This window comes from Streptomyces sp. NPDC050704 (assembly GCF_040654355.1).
Lineage (GTDB): Bacteria > Actinomycetota > Actinomycetes > Streptomycetales > Streptomycetaceae > Streptomyces.
Window position 1 is genome coordinate 1 of the sequence record NZ_JBFAHW010000082.1, and the last position, 16,517, is coordinate 16,517.

At 73.9% G+C, this 16,517-nt stretch carries 14 protein-coding genes; 3 read left to right on the top strand and 11 right to left on the bottom strand.

The window, feature by feature from the left end:
• Positions 1-190 precede the first annotated feature (190 nt).
• Both AB0I18_RS35800 and AB0I18_RS35805 read right to left on the bottom strand, forming a co-directional pair.
• Positions 191-1,450, bottom strand: a complete 1,260-nt coding sequence (locus AB0I18_RS35800; RefSeq protein ID WP_363109889.1) for an NAD(P)-binding domain-containing protein — start codon at positions 1,448-1,450, stop codon at positions 191-193.
• A complete protein-coding gene (locus AB0I18_RS35805) occupies positions 1,450-2,715 on the bottom strand; it encodes an ATP-grasp domain-containing protein (RefSeq protein WP_363109856.1) in 1,266 nt (421 codons plus the stop codon). The genes AB0I18_RS35800 and AB0I18_RS35805 overlap by 1 nt, the downstream gene beginning before the upstream one ends.
• 90 nt (positions 2,716-2,805) lie before the next feature.
• On the opposite strand from AB0I18_RS35805, the gene AB0I18_RS35810 reads away from it, so the two are divergent.
• Positions 2,806-4,062 (top strand): glycosyl hydrolase, encoded by a 1,257-nt coding sequence (locus tag AB0I18_RS35810; RefSeq protein WP_363109857.1) that lies wholly within the window; start codon positions 2,806-2,808, stop codon positions 4,060-4,062.
• A gap of 40 nt (positions 4,063-4,102) precedes the next feature.
• Here AB0I18_RS35810 and AB0I18_RS35815 read toward each other — a convergent pair whose 3' ends face one another.
• The 9 genes from AB0I18_RS35815 to AB0I18_RS35855 form a co-directional block, all read right to left on the bottom strand.
• The gene (locus tag AB0I18_RS35815) at positions 4,103-5,230 is read right to left on the bottom strand and encodes a GNAT family N-acetyltransferase (protein WP_363109858.1); all 1,128 of its coding nucleotides are present in this window, start codon (positions 5,228-5,230) and stop codon (positions 4,103-4,105) included.
• Positions 5,227-5,886 carry a lipopolysaccharide biosynthesis protein gene (locus tag AB0I18_RS35820; protein WP_363109859.1) on the bottom strand — a complete coding sequence of 220 codons (660 nt, stop codon included), beginning with the start codon at positions 5,884-5,886 and terminating at the stop codon, positions 5,227-5,229. The genes AB0I18_RS35815 and AB0I18_RS35820 overlap by 4 nt, the downstream gene beginning before the upstream one ends.
• Positions 5,883-7,016 carry a glycosyltransferase gene (locus AB0I18_RS35825; RefSeq protein ID WP_363109860.1) on the bottom strand — a complete coding sequence of 378 codons (1,134 nt, stop codon included), beginning with the start codon at positions 7,014-7,016 and terminating at the stop codon, positions 5,883-5,885. The genes AB0I18_RS35820 and AB0I18_RS35825 overlap by 4 nt, the downstream gene beginning before the upstream one ends.
• Positions 7,013-7,801 carry a polysaccharide deacetylase family protein gene (locus tag AB0I18_RS35830; RefSeq protein ID WP_363109861.1) on the bottom strand — a complete coding sequence of 263 codons (789 nt, stop codon included), beginning with the start codon at positions 7,799-7,801 and terminating at the stop codon, positions 7,013-7,015. The genes AB0I18_RS35825 and AB0I18_RS35830 overlap by 4 nt, the downstream gene beginning before the upstream one ends.
• Positions 7,785-9,749 (bottom strand): lipid II flippase MurJ, encoded by a 1,965-nt coding sequence (locus tag AB0I18_RS35835; protein WP_363109862.1) that lies wholly within the window; start codon positions 9,747-9,749, stop codon positions 7,785-7,787. Before AB0I18_RS35835 ends, AB0I18_RS35830 begins: the two co-directional genes overlap by 17 nt.
• Entirely contained in the window at positions 9,746-10,966 is a 1,221-nt protein-coding gene (locus AB0I18_RS35840) for an O-antigen ligase family protein (RefSeq protein WP_363109890.1), read from the bottom strand. The genes AB0I18_RS35835 and AB0I18_RS35840 overlap by 4 nt, the downstream gene beginning before the upstream one ends.
• A 122-nt stretch (positions 10,967-11,088) precedes the next feature.
• Complete coding sequence (locus AB0I18_RS35845; RefSeq protein ID WP_363109863.1) at positions 11,089-12,528, bottom strand: exopolysaccharide biosynthesis polyprenyl glycosylphosphotransferase; 1,440 nt, start codon at positions 12,526-12,528, stop codon at positions 11,089-11,091.
• Positions 12,525-13,718 carry a glycosyltransferase family 4 protein gene (locus AB0I18_RS35850; protein WP_363109864.1) on the bottom strand — a complete coding sequence of 398 codons (1,194 nt, stop codon included), beginning with the start codon at positions 13,716-13,718 and terminating at the stop codon, positions 12,525-12,527. The genes AB0I18_RS35845 and AB0I18_RS35850 overlap by 4 nt, the downstream gene beginning before the upstream one ends.
• Before the next feature lie 81 nt (positions 13,719-13,799).
• Positions 13,800-14,897 carry a DUF3344 domain-containing protein gene (locus AB0I18_RS35855; protein ID WP_363109865.1) on the bottom strand — a complete coding sequence of 366 codons (1,098 nt, stop codon included), beginning with the start codon at positions 14,895-14,897 and terminating at the stop codon, positions 13,800-13,802.
• A 254-nt stretch (positions 14,898-15,151) separates the two neighbouring features.
• On the opposite strand from AB0I18_RS35855, the gene AB0I18_RS35860 reads away from it, so the two are divergent.
• The gene (locus AB0I18_RS35860; protein ID WP_363109866.1) at positions 15,152-15,391 is read left to right on the top strand and encodes a chaplin; all 240 of its coding nucleotides are present in this window, start codon (positions 15,152-15,154) and stop codon (positions 15,389-15,391) included.
• Positions 15,392-15,628: 237 nt separating this feature from the next.
• The gene (locus tag AB0I18_RS35865) at positions 15,629-16,333 is read left to right on the top strand and encodes a hypothetical protein (RefSeq protein ID WP_363109867.1); all 705 of its coding nucleotides are present in this window, start codon (positions 15,629-15,631) and stop codon (positions 16,331-16,333) included.
• Positions 16,334-16,517: the final 184 nt, after the last annotated feature.

Below are 16,517 nucleotides of genomic sequence, written 5' to 3' on the forward strand. Positions count from 1 at the left end.
CGACGCCCGGCACGCGCCCCCACCCTCGAACCGGCTTCGCTCGGCTCGGGCGGGGGGACCCCCACCGCCGCACGTCGCCGCAGGACAGGTGGCTCCGCCACATGACCTGCAACGCCGCACGCCGAGGGCACGCACCGACCGCCGCTGCGCCCGCGCTCCGCGCGGACGACGGGGGTTCAGACACAGGCTCTCAGCGCCCCGCGGGCCGCAGAACCCCGCGCCGCTCCCGGGCCCCGGGCACCGGAACCCGGACCGGCTCCGCACGCAGCCGGCGCCGCACCCCTCGTACGAGCGTCCGCGCCGTGAACGAGGCCCCGTGCACGAAGCGCATGGCGGGCCCGAAGCCGGACGCCGTGACCAGGCCGGCCATGAAGAGGCCGGGCCAGGAGGACTCGAACTCCCGCCCCAGACAAGGGGATCCGTCGGGTGTCACGGTCAGGCTGCCTCGTACGTCCGCCGCCAGCAGGCCCAGGCGTTCGCCCGTCGCCCTGAAACCGGTGGCCGCGATGACGTGTTCGGTGTCCAGGGACGTCAACTCGCCGGTGTGGCCGACCGCTTCGAGGCGTACGCCGCCCCCGGACACGTACGCCGCCGCGACCTCGTTGCCCAGCAGCAGCTCGACGGTCGGTTCGACCCGGTCGCGGAGCCACCAGGCGCCCGCGGGGCCCAGCGCCGTGGCGGTGATCCGGGTGCGGGTGGTCTCCGGGAGGTGGTGGAACGCGCCCGGCCGCTCGGCGTAGAACCAGTTGCGCCAGCCGGGGCCCAGGCCGCTGTGCGGGGCCCGGGCCGACTGCCACCAGGGGCGCTCCCAGGGCGGGGGCTCCTCGTTCCAGCTGAGTCCGCGGGCGCGGGCCACGACGCGGACCCGGGTGCCCTGTTCGGCGAGCAGGGCCGCCGTCTCCAGGGCGGCCTGACCGCCTCCGACGACGGTCACGTCCTTGCCCCGGAAGCGGGCCAGGTCACCGTGGTCGCTGCTGTGCGAGACGTACTCGGGTGCCAACTCGTCGAAGACCGCGGGCACTTGGGCGAAGGGCAGCACGCCGACCGCCAGCGCCACCGTCCTCGCGCGGACCGTCCTGCCGTCGTCGGTGACCGCCTCGAAGCCGCCGGGGAAGGCCTGCAAACGGACCGCCATGCGCTCGTCGACTTCGGGGACCGCGTGCCGGGCGAACCACAGGCCGTACGAGGCGAACATCTCGACCGGGACGGGCTCACCGTGCCGGGCCGCCACGCCCTGCTCGGCGCAGTAGGCGTCCAGGCGCAGGCGGCCCTCGGGGTCCGAGAGGCTGGACGCCCACGGCTCCGACTTGAGGAACATGCCCGGGGGCATGTGGTCCCGCCAGGACGCCATGGGCCGGCCGAGGACGCGCAGGCTCAGGCCGGCCGCCGCGGCATGGGAGGCGATGGACAGGCCGTAGGGGCCGGCCCCCACCACCAGCAGGTCGTACATCAGCAACGGCTCGCTTTCTCGTCATCGGTCAGGGGGTTGGCGTCGCGGCGTGCCGTCTGCCGTACGACACGGGCGTCCGCGGCCGGTGCGGCGGGCGTCCGGCGTACGCGGTCCAGCAGGCGCCGGCCCACGTGGCGGGACCACAGCGCCCACATGGCGACACCGGGCGCGAGGTCGTCCCGGGCGTGCCAGGCCCGCTCGGATCCGCGGCAGAGGACCGCGGTGAGCGGTGCGTAGTTCTCAACGACGAAGGTCCGCCCGGGGAGCGGGGCGGGCGGCGGCAGCGGACGGTGGGTCAGGTCCAGGTGCAGCGCGCGCACCACGTCGAGCCCTGACCCGTCGGCGAAGAGCCGGAACTGGGCGCCGGGCCGGGGGTTGAAGTCGAGCAGGTGGTACGAGCCCGTCGTGGCGTCACGTCGGAAGTCCAGGTCGAAGATGCCGCGGTAGCCGAGCATCGACGTGAGCCGTTCGGCCAGCGCCTGCACGGTGGGGTTCGGCGTCCAGCGGCCCACCGCGGTCAGGCCCGCCCCGCGCGGCCAGGCGCGCTGCTTGCGGCCGGGGCCGCCGCCGCACACCGAGCTGGACCGGTCGGCGTACCCGTGGAAGAACCAGTCCCGGTCGGGACCCGGCGGCAGGAACTCCTGGAGCAGCAGCCGGCTGCCGGCCTCCTCGGCGCGGCGGCAGAGGGTCCGGGCCTCGTGGGCGGAGCGCAGCACCGTCGTGCTGCGCAGGTCCGTCCCGGCGGGCAGCAGCCAGGGGCGGCTCCACTTCGCGACCACCGGCAGGCCCAGCCGCCAGGCCGCGGCGGCGGCCTGTGCCGGGCTGTCCGGGGCCAGGGTCCGCGGGTGCGGGATGCCCGCGGCCGCGCACACGGCGGCCAGCTCCGCCTTGTCCGCGACGCGCTCGGCGAGACCGCGGGGGGAGAGGGGCAGCAGATAGCGGGGCGCGAGTTCGTCCCGCATACGGTCCACCGCGACGGCGCTCGCGTCATCCATTGGGATCAGTACGGCCGGACGGTTCACCCGGGCGGCCACCCGGCGCAGTGCCAGCGCGATGTCCGCGGGCGGGGAACCGGGCGCGGGCGGCGGATGCATCCGCCGCACAAAGCGCGATCTGCATACCGGACTTCCGGTGGAATCGGCTACCACGTGCACGTCGATTCCGGCCCGGCCGAGCGAGCGTACGGCTCCCAGGGTGCCGTGATGAAAGGGATTCCGGTCGATCCGCAGAAGTACGGCGGGAACGCGGGTGTCGAATGGCGGCACGGGTATTTTCCTTTGGTCTCGGTTGGCGCAATTCGCATTTATGTGACTGAGTGTCAGTAGAAGGCGGAAGCAGAGAGCGAGGAGCAGGAAATGGCCCCACGGCGACGAACCCGCACCAGACGGCTGGCCTTGGTCACCGCCTCACTCACCGCAGCACTCTTCGCGTCGACCGCCCTCGCCTCGGGGCCGGGTTACGCCGTGGGCGCCGGGGCGGTGCGGGCGGCGGATCCGCCGGCCCCGGTACCGGCCCCGACTCCGACCGCGCCCACCGGTGTCGTGGCGCCGGTGGCCCTGCCCGACGCGCCTCCGAAGGACCCCGAGGACCCCGCCTTCGGCGCCTACCTGGACTACGGCCCCCGTGGCGTGGCCCGGATCGCCGAGCTCAGCCGCTGGCTGGGCGGGACCGAACTGCGGGTGGGGCACACCTATCTGCCGGGCGACCGGTGGAGCAATATCGAGGGCCTGCCCGGCTTCCTCGACAGCTGGGCGGACTGGCGGCGGGAGCAGGACGACCGGCTGTTCGTCCTCAACGTCCCGATGCTGGAGCGCAACGAGGAGCACGTCTCCGACGCCGAGGTCCGCATCCAGCTGCGCCGCGGTGCGGCCGGAGCCTTCGACCACCACTTCCGCACACTGGCCGAGCGACTCGTCGAGCTGGAGGTGCCCGACACCGTCATCGTGCTCGGCTGGGAAATGAACGGCATGACGTACACCCATCGCTGCGGGCCGGACCCGGAGGCCTGGAAGAAATACTGGAACAGAATCGTCACCGCCATGCGCGCGGTGCCGGGGCAGAAATTCCGGTTCGACTTCACTCCGAACCGCGGCCGGGACGCCATTCCCTGGACCCAGTGCTATCCGGGCGACGACACGGTCGACATCATCGGCATGGATTCGTACGACCAGCCGCAGGGACAGTCATTCGACCAGGAGGTGTCGGAGCCGTACGGGCTCCAGGCGCACGTCGACTTCGCGAAGGCCCACGGAAAGCCGATTTCCTATCCCGAATGGGGGCTCTTCCGCAACGGGGACAACTCGACGTACATGAAGCGCATGCTCGCCTGGATGGACGAGCACAAGCCGCTGTACAACACGCTCACCGACTACTGCCCGCACGGCGTGTGGCAGTGCGAGGACAACCCCAAGGCCTCCGAGATCTACCGGTCCGCGCTCTTCGGACGCGACGACCCGACGCCGGTCCCGAAGCCCACCGACCCGACGCCGGTGCCCAAGCCGACACCGGTGCATCCGCCGAACTGCTCGCCGATTGAGCTGGGCGACTGGGTCGAGTACTGGCTCGGCGGGAAGCTCTGCCTGCGCTTCGACTGGTGGTCGCGCAACCGCTGACCGGGTCACCGCCGGCCGGGCGGAGGTGGCGGCGGGTCGGTCACGGCCTGCCGCCACCGCGTTCCCTCCAGCTGTGGAACCGGTGGAGCAGCTCCTTGCCCCGGCGGCGCGCGGCGACGTCGCAGACGGCCGCCGACATCAGCGGCGCGGTACGCCGCCGGGCCAGCAGGAAGCGCTGGTTGACGACGGAGTGGGGCCGCCAGTGGTGCTTGTAGGGCTCGTTGCCGCGCAGCAGGCTCAGCACCCGGTGCCCGCCCGCCCCGGTGTGCTGGGCGCCGGCGTGCAGCAGCATCGTCGCCACGTCCGCCTTCCGCTCGCGCAGCCCCGGATGGGCGCCGTACAGATAGCCGCCCGCCAACTGCCGTGACAGCAGCGTGAGATCGACCGCCATCACGGTGTCGTCCAGCCGGAACTCGGTCACCACGGCGTCCCCCGCGCGGACCATCGGCCCCACCGACCGGACCAGATGCTCGGCGAACCGCTCCTGGAGGTGCTCGCCGGTCACCTTGCGGCCCTGCCACTGGAGCCGGTGCAGTTCGAGCATGTGCCGCAGCGCCGCGTCCACCTCGTCGGGGCGTACGACACGCGGCTCGACGCCCAGGGCGGTGAGCTTGCGCAGCTTGGCGCGGGCCCGCTGCTGGGCCTTGGCCGTCTCCAGCCGTCCCACCAGTTCGTCCATCGACGCGGCGGGCAACTCCAGGCACAGCGAGTCCGGCACCTGTCGCCGGGGCCCGCGCCAGTACGCGTAGACCCGCTCCACGGCTCCGCCCGGTCGCACCTCGCGGAAGTCGATCAGTGCGGTGCGGGCGGCCGCGGCGAGACCGTCGGCGAGGGCGGCGGCCGCCCGGTCGGCCCGCTCGCCGTCCTCGATCAGGACGTCGCCGAAGTCCGAGATCGACCCGCCGAGCGGCACCAGGGCGGGCCACGGCTGCCGTACGAGCATCAGCGGGGCGGCGGCGACCAGTTCACCGCCGTCGTGGACGAGCACGAGCCGGAGCCGTCCTGGCGTGCCGTACGAGAGCCACCACGAGTGCAGCCAGGCGTGGCTCTGGAACGGGGTCGCCGCCCCGCACCGCCGGTACAGCCGCCCCCAGGTCTCGGCCAGCTCACCGAACTCCCGCTCGTCCGTGCACAGTTCGGACCGCAACGCGGCGCGGGTGCCGATCACAGCTGTCCGTGGGCGTCGGCGGCGACGGCCGGGCCCGGCACCGAGGCCGGGCGCGCGGCGTCCTCGGTCCGGCGCGGCCCGACCAGCAGCACGAGGCCGCCGAGCAGCCCGCCGGCGCTCGCCCCGACCAGCCCGGTCACCGCAGGCGACGCCGAGGACGCCTCGGTGGGCCGGACCGCTCGGGAGAACTGCAGCAGCTCCACGTTGGTGCTGCCCTGGGTGTCGTTCGCGTGCCGGGTCAGCGAGCGCGACACGGCGTTGGAGATGTCGGCGGCGAGGTCCGGACGGGTGGAGGTGGCGGTGACGGCGACCATCGGGGCGTCCGGCGAGGTCGCCGTCCGCACGCTCTCACGCAGCGTCGACACCGGCACGCCCGCCCACACCTGCGCGTCCCCGAGCACCGCGAGCTGGGTGGCGACCCGGCCGTACGCCTGGGCGAAGCCGAGCGCGGACGCCGGGTCGGACTTCTCCGTCGGTACGGCGATGACGTAGCTCGTGGCCGTGTACTGCGGTGTCTTCAGCACGCCGTACGCGCCGCCGACCAGGCCGCCGAGCAGCGCGCCCGCGGCCAGCAGGGACCAGGGCGGCAGCGTCCTGGCACGGGCAAGTGCCGTACCCGTCCGGCCGGTTGATCGGTTGGGGTTCTCGGTCGTCATGCGGAAGTCACTCCCAGAGTTGCGGCCGTGTAGATGTCCATGAGCCGGTCGGCACTGCGGGCGATGCTGTAGTGATGGGCGGCGTCCGGCGCCGAGCGGGGCCGCGGGCCCTCGGCGCGCACCTGCCGAAGGGCCCGTACGAAGGAGTCCGCGCCGCCCTGGACGCGCCTCGCGCCGGACGCCGCGCCCGGGGGCAGGTCGTCGACGGCCGGGCAGGAGACGTAGAGCACGGGCAGACCCGCCGCCAGGGCCTCCACGACGGCGAGCCCGAAGGCCTCCTCCGCGCACGGCGAGGCGAGCGCGTCCATCGCTCCTATCAGGGAGGGCAGGTCGAGCTCCGGACTCCCTTGAGGGCCACCGGTGTTGGGCCGTTCGCCGGTGAACAGCACCCGGTCCGCGACCCCCTCGTGCTGTGCCGTACGCCGCAGCACGTTCTCCTCGGGCCCGCCGCCGACCAGCAACAGCCACACATCGTCGGGCAGTTGGGCCAGCGCGCGGATGAGCACCTCGAACCGCTTGCCGGCCGTCAGCCGGCCGACGCCCCCGACGACGTACGCCCCCTGCGGCAGCCCTAGCCGTCGCCGGGTGCTCTCGCGCAGGGCCGGGTCGAAGCGGAAGCGGGCCACGTCGATGCCGTTCGGCACGACCTCGATCCGTGGTCCCGGCACGCCCCAGCGGCGCAGCCGTTCGGCGACCGTCGGCGAGACGGCGACCGTGGAGCTGCCGAGGCGCTCGCTGGCGAGGTAGAGCGCGCGGACGCCCGCGGTGAGCCGGCGGCCCTCCATCTGCGAGTCGCCCAGCGAGTGCTCGGTGGCCACGACGGCCCGGACTCCCGCCAGGCGGGCGGCGATCCGGCCGTACACGCAGGCCCGGTAGAGGTGCGTGTGGACGAGGTCGTAGCGGCCGCCGCGGATCAGGCGGACCAGGCGGGGGAGCGCCGCGAGGTCACGGTTGCCCTGTATGCCGAGGTGGGTGACGCGTACGCCGTCCGCGGCGAGCCCGTCGGCGACGGCACCCGGGTTGGTGAGGGTCACCACGTCGCAGTCGACCGGCAAGTGCCGTACCAGCAGCCGCAGTTGCTGTTCGGCGCCGCCGATGCCGAGACCGGTGATGACGTGCAGGGCCTTCACGAGGCCTCCTTCGGGGCGGGCACCGGGCGCCGCCGCAGCCCGTTCAGGCGGTACTTCAGCAGCAGCCGCCAGGACGTGTCGTTCTCGCCGATGTGCACCCGGGGAAGCGCGAGGGCGCCGGTCAGCGGGCCGGGGTCGATCGCGCAGGCGTATTGGTAACCGGCCGCGCGCACGGCATCCGCGACCCGTTGGTCGACGGTCCCGTACGGGTAGCAGAAGCCGAGGACCTCACGGCCCGTCAGCTCGGAGAGCAGGACCCGGCTGCCGCCGAGTTCGGCGCCGAGCAGCGCGTCGTCGGCCCGGGTGAGGTCGACATGGGTGAGGCCGTGCGAGGCGATCTCCAGGCCTTCCGTGTCCGCGAGCCGACGGATCCCGTCGGCGTCGAGGAGCGGCTTGCGCGGGCCGAGCGGGTCCCACTCGTTCGTGCCGCCGAGCCTGCCGGGGAGTACGAAGACGGTGGCTCCGCACTCCCAACGCCGCAGCACGGGAAGGGCGTTGTCGGCGAAGTCGGCGTACCCGTCGTCGAAGGTGAGCCCCACCAGGTCCCGCCCCTCGCCCCGTGCGCGGGCCGCGAGCAGGTCGGCCATGCTCACCCCGCGCAGGCCCCGGCGGCGCAGCCAGCCCAGCTGCCGGTCCAGCCGGCCGGGGGAGACCGTGACGCGGTACGGGTCGTCGGAGCAGTCGCCGACGGAGTGGTACATCGCCACCCAGAGAGGAGCGGCCGGGCGCGGATCAGTACGGGTGAGGTCGGTGGTGAGACCGGTCGTGTCAGCGGGAACGGACATGCGGGAGCCTTCGTGTGACGGAGCGGAGGGCGGTACGGGCGGTTCGGAGGGCGGCGGTTCGGAGCGCGGGCGTGACGGCCTGGACGCCGAGCAGCCGCAGGAGCAGGAGGTAGACGACGGTCACCGTCAACCCGCCGGTGGCCAGGGCGAGTTCGGGGGAGTCGAAGCGGCTCGCGCAGAGGGCTCCCGCCACGGCGGCGCAGGCGGCCGCGCGGACCGGCTTGCTGAGTTCGTGGACGACCTGCCGGGTGCGGATCGGCACGCTGCGCTTCTCGCTCATGCCGGACAGCAGGAGCAGGGCCGTGAGGGTGATCCCGACCGCGTTGGCGGCGGCGATCCCGCACACGCCCCAGGACTCGACCGTGCCCGCGCCGATCCAGGAGGTGGCGATGATCCCGGCGGCCATCGCGGACAGCGGGTACCAGGTGGGGCGGCCGGCCGAGAAGTACGTACGGACCAGTGCGCCCACCAGCGTGTGGCCGAGCAGTCCGACGGAGTACACCCGCATGACGGTGGCCGTGGCCGCCGTGTCCTGGGCGGTGAACGCACCCCGCTGGAAGAGGAGTTGGATGATCTGGGGCGCGCAGGCGAACACCGCGGCGGCGCCGAACAGCACTATGCACGAGGCGACCGCCACATCCCGCTCCACCCGGGAGCGGGCGCGCTCGGTGTCGCCGTCGGCCAGCGCCTGCGCCAGCACCGGGAAGGTGACCGTGCACAGCATCAGCGAGAGCGTCATCGGAATCTGGGCCACCTTCTGCGCGTAGTTCAGATGCGAGATGGCGCCGGAGGGCAGGGTCGAGGCGAGGAAGCGCTCGATGAGGACCTGGGACTGGCGGCAGAGCGCGAAGAGCAGGACCGGGGTGATGAGGGCGAGGTCCACCGAGTGCTTCGGTGCACTGAGGGCGATTGGGTCCGTCGGGTCCACTGTGTCCGCCGGGTCTTCCGGGGCGCCGAGGGCCACCGGGCCCTCCGGAGCGGCGCCTTCGGCGGTCGCGCTCGCGGCCGCGGTCGAGAACCGGCGGCGGCCGAAAAGCTGCCGGGCGAGCGAGGGCAGCTGCGCCGCCACCATCAGGCAGCCGCCCACCGCGACACCGACGGCCGCCGACCGCACGCCCCAGTGGCCGCCCAGGACGAACATCGCCGTGATGATGCCGGTGTTGTAGGCGACGTAGATCGCGGCGGGCGCCAGGAAGCGGCGGTGCGCGCGCAGGGCCGCGCTGCAGTATCCGGCGAGCCCGAAGCTCAGTACGCAGGTCGCGGTCAGCCGGGTGCAGTCGACGGCGAGCCCGGGGTCCGGCAGCCCGGGCGCGAGGACCGCGACCAGGTACGGCGCTCCGGTCATCAGCAGCGCGGAGGCGGCCACCAGGGCCAGCGCGAGGCGGGGCAGCGTCGAGGCGACGAGTGCGCGGACCGGGTCGCCGGCGCCGCCACGGGCCCGCCGGGCCACGGCCAGACTGAACGCCGGGACCAGCACGAACGCCATGCCGTCCTCGATCAGCAGCGTCGCGGCGACCTCCGGCACGGTCCAGGCGACCAGGAAGGCGTCCGTCTCGGTACCGGCCCCGAAGAGGTGCGCGAGCGCCTGGTCCCGGCCCAGGCCGAGGAGGGCGCCCGCGATCGACAGGACGGCGGTGACGAGGGTGGCCCGGGCGAGGAAGGTGCGGGTGGGCGGGGCGGCGGCGTCCGCGGGGGCGAGCCGGGCGGCGGGTAGCGCGATCGTCTTCGCGGGCCCGGGCCCGGGCACAGGCCCGGTCTCAGCGCCGGGGCCGGTCCCCGCCCTGGTCCCGGGCCCGTTCCGGGCCACGGCACCCGGGCCGGTCTCGGCCTCGGGCCCGGCGCCGGTACCGAATCCACCACCGTGCCCCTCGTCGCCGGCCACCGTGCCCTCGGCCCGAGCCCCCGCCTCCTCGCCCCGACCCTCCGCCCGGGAAGGTGTCACCGTCATCGTTCCCCGGCCCCCTCCGAGGCCAGCGCCCACCACGCGGCGAGCCCGAACACCACCGCGGTCAGCACGGTCGAGGGCCCGCCGATGTCGGCGTACGCGAAGTCGACCAGCTGCCAGACCAGCAGCCCGCAGGCCACCAGCGCGCAGTCGAGGCCCTGCGGCGAGCGCCGTACGCGGAAGAGCCCGCGCAGCCCGCACACCAGCAGCGCCAGCCAGCTCCCGGCCAGCGCCAGCAGCCCAAGCAGCCCCTGCTCGCTGAGCACCAGCAGGTACATGTTGTGCGGCGACTCCAGCGGCTGGCGCCGGAACCCGGCCCCCGCCCCGTCCGTGTCGCTGCCCGACGACAGCGCGAGCGAGGCGTGCCCGTCGCGGTACTCGGGGAAGCCCTTCAACCCCACCCCGGTCAGCGGCTGTTCGCGCCACATGTCGACCGCGGCCGCCCACATTGTGTACCGGTCGGTCACCGACTGGTCCGGCGCGTCCGCGACCTGAGTGATGCTGCCGATCCGTTCCTGGAGCATCGCGGTGCCTATCCCGAGCCCGCCCACGAGGATCACCGAGACGGCCGCCACCGCGGCGAACACCCGTACCGCCCGCCGCAGCCCGGCCAGCGCCAGCTGCACCGCACACGTCAGGGCCGTCGCGATCCACGCGCCCCGGCTGAACGACAGCGCCAGCGGCACCAGCAGCGCCAGCGCGCACACCACCGCCACCGTCCGGGCCCGCGCCGGGCCAGGACCGAGCGCCAGCCCGAGCGCGCACACGAGCCCGAAGGACACCACGGCCGCCATCCCCATGACGTCCGTCGGCCCGAACGTGCCGACGGCCCGGATCTCCTCGCCCATGTACGAGGCACCGGTCCCGGTCACGTACTGCTGGACCCCGATCGCCCCCTGCCACAGCGCGAGCCCGACGAGGGACCAGGCGACCAGCCGCGCGTCCCGCCGGTCCCGGATCAGCAGCAGCACCGCCGCGGGCACCAGCACGAAGACCTGCAGATAGCGCACGAGACCGGCGATCCCCGCCCCCGGCGAGACCGCACCGGTCGCCGCGATCGCGATCCCGACGACGGGCAGCCCGAGCACCACGGCGGCGGTACGGGACAGGGGGCGCCGCCGGTCGCGTACGAGACGTACCGCGCAGCACAGCACCACAAGGCCTGACACGGCGTCGGCGACCGTGCCGCCGCCGTCCCCGGAGACCGGCAGCGCGAGCATGGCGATCAGCGCCACCACGGGGAGGATGGGGAGCGCGGGCCGGACGCGGTGCAGCACCGAGGTGAAGGCGGTCGGGGAAGAGGTGCTCGGGGAAGAGAAGGGCAGGACGTGGTTCACGGCGCTCAGCTCCCCGTCGGACGGACGAGGGCGACCGCGGTGCGCAGCAGGATGCAGATGTCCTGCCACAGCGACCAGTCGTCGATGTACGCGTTGTCGAACCGGCAGCGGTCCTCGATCGAGGTGTCACCGCGCAGCCCGTGGATCTGTGCCAGTCCGGTGATGCCGGTACGCATCCGGTGGCGGGCCGCGTAACCCGGGTACGTCTGGCTGAACTGGCCGACGAAGTAAGGCCGTTCGGGCCGCGGGCCGACCAGGCTCATGTCGCCCCAGAAGACGTTCCACAGCTGGAGCAGCTCGTCCAGCGAGGTGCGCCGCAGGAAGCGGCAGAACCAGCCCATCTCCTGCTCGTTCGCCACGCTCCACCGCGTCGCCGCCTCGTGCGCGTCGACCGGCCGGTGCGTACGGAACTTCAGCAGCGTGAACGGCCGCCCGTCCTTGCCGATCCGCTCCTGCCGGAACACCACACCGGGACCGTCGGTAACCCGCAGCACGACCGCGCAGACCAGCAGCAGCGGGCTGACCATCAGCAGCAGGACCCCGGACACCAGCACGTCGAGCAGCCGCTTCCCGGCGCTCCCGTACCGCCGCCCGACGGGCAGCCGCCGGCAGGCGAACCCGGCCAGCCGGCCCGTCCTCCCGTACGCCGGCGAGTCCGGGTCCACCACCCAGACCGTGCAGCCCGACTCGCCCAACGCCCGTAGCAGCGGCCCCTGTTCGGAGCGGGCGGCGGAGCCCACGGCGAGCACGTCCTGCACGCCGTTCTGGATGAGGGCCCGCTGGACCTCCTCGCCGGTGGTCAGGACCGGCAGGCCCTCGCCGCCGGTCGCCTCGTCGGCGACGATGCCCACCGGCCGTACCCCGCACCGCGGATGGCGTGCGAAGGCGGCTGCCACGCGCTGCGCGGTCGCGGCCCGGCCGACCACCAGGGCCGCGCGGGGCCGCCGCAGGAGCGCCCGGCGCCGCCGTCCGTGCACGACACCGCGGCCGGCGCAGCTCGCCGCCGACTGGACCGCGCAGCCGAGGGCCAGCGTCTGTACGGACAGCGCGCCGGCCGGGGAGTACGCCGCCAGCAGGGCGGCGAGGGCGCACCAGCTCACCGCGATCCGGCCGCAGACGGCGGGCAGTTCGTCCAGGACGTCGGGCACGGGGGCGGCGCGGTACAGCGACGCGTGGGCGTTCAGCCGGAGCACGGCGAGCACCAGCAGGGCGAGCGGCAGCGGATGCGTCCAGGGCAGCACCAGGCCGCCGCCGAGCAGCGCGGCACCGGCGTCCACGGCCGGCAGCGGCAGCCGGGAGGCCTGCCGGACGAAGGGCCGCTGACCGCTGGGGAACCTGAAGCCGCCGGTGGCCCCGCGTGGCGGGATGACCGAGACGGGCGAGAATCCGTGGTCCGTCGCCCGCGGCCGGCCACCGGGGGAGGGAACGGTGCTTTCCGCAGTCACGTGTGGATGGACTCCCTGCACTCGGTGGGTTCCACGCCCGTGCTCCGCGTGGCCGGCCGGGTGCCGAGCAGCTCGCGGTACAGGTCGGCGACGGCCTCGGCCGTGTGCCGGACGTCGTGCGTGGTCAGTACGTACCGGCGCCCCTGATGGCCGAGCGACTCGCGCAGCAGCGGGTCGAGGAGCAGTTCGGCGACGGCTTCGGCCAGCGCGTCCGGCCGCTCCGGCGGCACCAGACAGCGCGGCGCCTGGCCCGGCGGCAGGCTCTCGCGTGCCCCGTCCACGTCGGTGATCACCACGGGCCGCCCGCACGCCATGGCCTCCAGCGGCGCCAGCGCCATACCCTCCCAACGGGACGGCAGGACAACCAGATCGGCGGCCTGGTACCAGGGCACGGCATCGGCGGCGGCCCCGGCGAACAGCACGGCCCCGGGCGCCGAGGCCCGCAGCGCCGACGCGTCGGGCCCGTCCCCCACCAGCACGAGCCGGGCCTCCGGAACCCGCCGGAGCACCTCGGCCCAGGCCTCGATGAGGACGTCCTGCCCCTTCTGCCGGCACAGCCGCCCCACGCAGACCACCAGCGGAGCGGCCGGCTCGACCCCTTCGAGCAGCGGAATCCCGGCCCGTACGGTGTCGACCGACGCGGGATGGAAACGCTCCGGATCGACCCCGTTCGGGATCACGCCGAACCGCCCGCCGATCCCCGCCCGCTGCCCGGTCCGCCGTTCCGCCTCGCTGACACAAACCATCCGTGCGGCCCAACGCGCGCCCCACCGCTCCCAGTTGAGCGCCAGCGCGCCCGTGATCCCGCCGACGGCCTCGAACGACCAGGCGTGCGGCTGGAACACGGTCGGCACCCGCCCGCGCACGGCGAGCCGGGTGGCGAGCCCGGCCTTGGCGCTGTGCGCGTGCACCAGGTCGGGGCGCACCTCGCGGACGACCTGACGCAGACTCCGTACCTCTCGGCCGAGCCACGGCCCGGGCGAGCGGGTCGCGTGCCAGGGCCGTACGCCGCAGCCCAGCGCCTCGGCCGCCGCCGCGAGCCCGCCGCCGGGCGGGCAGGCGACGGTGACGTCCGTGCCGGCGGCCAACTGGGCCCGCACCAGGTCGAGGACCACGCGGGCCACCCCGCCGTCGACGGGCTGGGTGACGTGCAGGACCCGCGGCCGAGGGCCGGTCGGTGACAGTTGCATGCGCGCTTTCCTCGCTCACGGGTCGTGCTCGGGGGAGCCCAGGGGAAGCTCGGGGGAGGGGACGCTCGAAGGGAGAGGCCGTCAGCGCTTCGCGTCCACGGCGACGAACAGCGCCCCGGCCCAGGCCGCGTCCCGCCGCGACACGAGCCGGAAGTCCAGACCGTCACCGCCGCGCCGCAGCGCCCTGCCGAGATCGAAGACGTCGGAGTCGTACCCGAGCGTGTTCGGATACGCGGGGGTGCGCCCCGGAGCCGTCCGGCCGGGCTCGCTGATGGTCGAGTTCAGTACGTCGTCACGGGGGTTGGCCCCGTTGGAGAGGCGGGTCGTCGCACCGCGGCCGGCCGACACGGTCAGCGAGTCGCCGGTCCGGCCGCGATCGCCGTTGTAGGCGACAAGCCCCGCCCGGCCCCCGGCGCCCTCGGGAAGCTTCGTGCCGCGCATCCGGATCAGCCGGCCGTCACTCCGGCCAAGCACGCCGAAGCCGTCCCACATCGCCAGGTGCCGCAGCGGTTCCGACTCCTTCTCGTACGCCACCATCAGCGTCCAGCCGCCCCACGCCCCGGCCGCCGAGTGCCCCATCGCCACATTGACCTGCGCCACCGTGTACGCGCCCGCGCCGCTCGCCCGCACCAGCCGGGTGACGTCCGACGAGGCCTGGAACGCGTCCGCGCCCCGCGCCACCCGGTGCCCGACGACGGAGTCCGCGAGCACCTCCTTGTACTGGCCGCCCGGCTCGGCGATCAGCACCCGCCCGTTGTCCTTCGGCGGCTTCTGCTCGCCGACCCGGAGGTTGCCGCCCCAGTACAGCCGCGCGTACGAGACCCGGGCGCCGGCCGGCAGACGGACCTCCGCGCGGCTGGAGTTGTAGGTGTTCGGGTCGCTGTCGACGTCGATGTAGAACATGTCGAAGTGGTTGTTGGCGGCGTTCGCCGCCCCTTTGCCCTCGCGCGCGGCGGGGCAGGACACCGCCGTCCGCGCGAGGGGCCGGCGGCAGGTGATGGACGAGTTGGCGGCCCGGACGATCCCGCCGTGCTGGAGCGCCCGGTACCGCTGCGTGAACTGCGGGTTCTCCGCCTCGGCGGCGGCAGCCGATGCCGGTCCGCCCGGCGCCCAGAGCGAGGCGAGGGAAAAGACACCCACCATCCCACGACGCACCAGAAGACCCAGGGAATTACGCATGACCGGCGTTGCCCTTTCGCGTTGACTCCCCGTCTGTTCAGACCGTCCTGTTTTCCGAGCGGCCTGAGGAGGAACGCAACTGTAGCCGGTGTCCGTATTTATCGGTGAAACCCGTCAAGTGTGTCGGAATGGTGAAGTTGACGGTTCTGAGACGTCACTCTTTTGGAGGCACAACCCGAGCCCGCGTCGCGCGTTGATTCCAGAGCCGGGCAGCCCGCTCGGTTGTTGTGTCAAATCCCAAGGAGCACCTCTCGATGTCGCGTATCGCGAAGGGCCTGGTCTTCACCTCCGTTGCCGCCGCCGCCATGGCGGGCACCGCCGGCGTCGCCGCCGCCGACAGTGGCGCGCACGGCGCTGCCGCTCACTCCCCGGGCGTGCTGTCGGGCAACCTGATCCAGGTCCCGGTCCACGTTCCGGTCAACGTCTGCGGCAACACCGTGAACGTCATCGCGCTGCTGAACCCGTCGTTCGGCAACGAGTGCGTCAACGACTGACGTCGACTCAGTCCTCAGCCGGCCGTCCTCCCGCAAGGGAGGGCGGCCGGTCTGCGTTGCCCCGAATGGGGGGAAGGCCGCCAAGTCCCCCCGGAGTGCTCGGGCATGGGGCTCACCAGGGACAACGGGTGTGGCGGAGGGTATGCGCCGCCACGGGGAGCGGTCGCTCGGTTGCAGGCGGCGGTGAGCGCTTTCACGGTGAGTGCAAGATCCGACGCACCATCGAAAGGACCCTCCATGCGTGCTCTGCCCGCACGGCGTATCGCCATCTCCGCGCTCTGTGCCACGCTCCTGCTCGGGATCACCGGACCCGCCGCCGTGGCGGCGGACCACGACTCGGCGCGCGACGCCCGCCATGCGGCGGCCCAGGCGCCGGTGCCCGGAGCGGACGCTCTGCTGGGACAGGTCAAGGGCCTCGGTGACGTCGCCGGAGTGCTCAAGCCGGTCACCGACCTGCTCGACGCCGTGCTCAAGGCCGACAACGGCCAGCTCCCCGCCGCCGACGCCGCGAAGCTCGCCGACGCGGCGAAGGAAGCCATCGGGAAGGCCTCGGCGGCGGCCCCGACAGCCCCGACGGCTCCGGTCGCCCCGCCGGCCGGCCTGCCGGTGCCGGCGCTGCCGCCGGCCCCCGCGCTCCCGGTCCCGCTCCCGTTGCCGAAGGCCGCCGACCCCGCGGCCGCGGCCGCGCAGGCCCCGCTCGACCTCAAGGCCGACGCGCTCAAGGCCCTGCAGACCGCGGTCGACGCCCTGGTCAAGGCGGCCACCAGCGGTGACGTCGCCGGTGTCGCGGCGGCCGCACTGGCCGTGGTGACCGGCCTCGTCAACTTCGTCGTCGCCACGGTGCTCAGCGGCGGCCTGCCCGTACCGAACCTGCCGGGTCTGCCCGCGCTGCCCAAGCTGCCGTTGCCGCTTCCGGTACCGCTGCCGTTGCCGGCGGCCTGACGGCCGGCGTCCTGCGAGACCACCCGACCGCTGCCCTCCTGAGAGCGGGGAGCGGCGGCTGAGGCGAAGCGGCCGCCGTCCCGGCCGTCGGGCCGGCCCGTCACCAGGGCCGGCCCGACGGCTGTTCCGCCGCCCTCATTTCGGGGCCTTTCGGGGATCTCATATGAGGGATCCCATTTCACGA

What these genes read in the sequence shown, in the direction of transcription:
- AB0I18_RS35855 (WP_363109865.1), bottom strand. Translation starts at nt 14,897, where the DNA reads ATGCGTAATTCCCTGGGTCTTCTGGTGCGTCGTGGGATGGTGGGTGTC.
- AB0I18_RS35800 (WP_363109889.1), bottom strand. Translation starts at nt 1,450, where the DNA reads ATGTACGACCTGCTGGTGGTGGGGGCCGGCCCCTACGGCCTGTCCATC.
- AB0I18_RS35840 (WP_363109890.1), bottom strand. Translation starts at nt 10,966, where the DNA reads ATGCTCGCGCTGCCGGTCTCCGGGGACGGCGGCGGCACGGTCGCCGAC.
- AB0I18_RS35835 (WP_363109862.1), bottom strand. Translation starts at nt 9,749, where the DNA reads ATGACGGTGACACCTTCCCGGGCGGAGGGTCGGGGCGAGGAGGCGGGG.
- AB0I18_RS35850 (WP_363109864.1), bottom strand. Translation starts at nt 13,718, where the DNA reads ATGCAACTGTCACCGACCGGCCCTCGGCCGCGGGTCCTGCACGTCACC.
- AB0I18_RS35820 (WP_363109859.1), bottom strand. Translation starts at nt 5,886, where the DNA reads ATGACGACCGAGAACCCCAACCGATCAACCGGCCGGACGGGTACGGCA.
- AB0I18_RS35865 (WP_363109867.1), top strand. Translation starts at nt 15,629, where the DNA reads ATGCGTGCTCTGCCCGCACGGCGTATCGCCATCTCCGCGCTCTGTGCC.
- AB0I18_RS35830 (WP_363109861.1), bottom strand. Translation starts at nt 7,801, where the DNA reads ATGTCCGTTCCCGCTGACACGACCGGTCTCACCACCGACCTCACCCGT.
- AB0I18_RS35860 (WP_363109866.1), top strand. Translation starts at nt 15,152, where the DNA reads ATGTCGCGTATCGCGAAGGGCCTGGTCTTCACCTCCGTTGCCGCCGCC.
- AB0I18_RS35810 (WP_363109857.1), top strand. Translation starts at nt 2,806, where the DNA reads ATGGCCCCACGGCGACGAACCCGCACCAGACGGCTGGCCTTGGTCACC.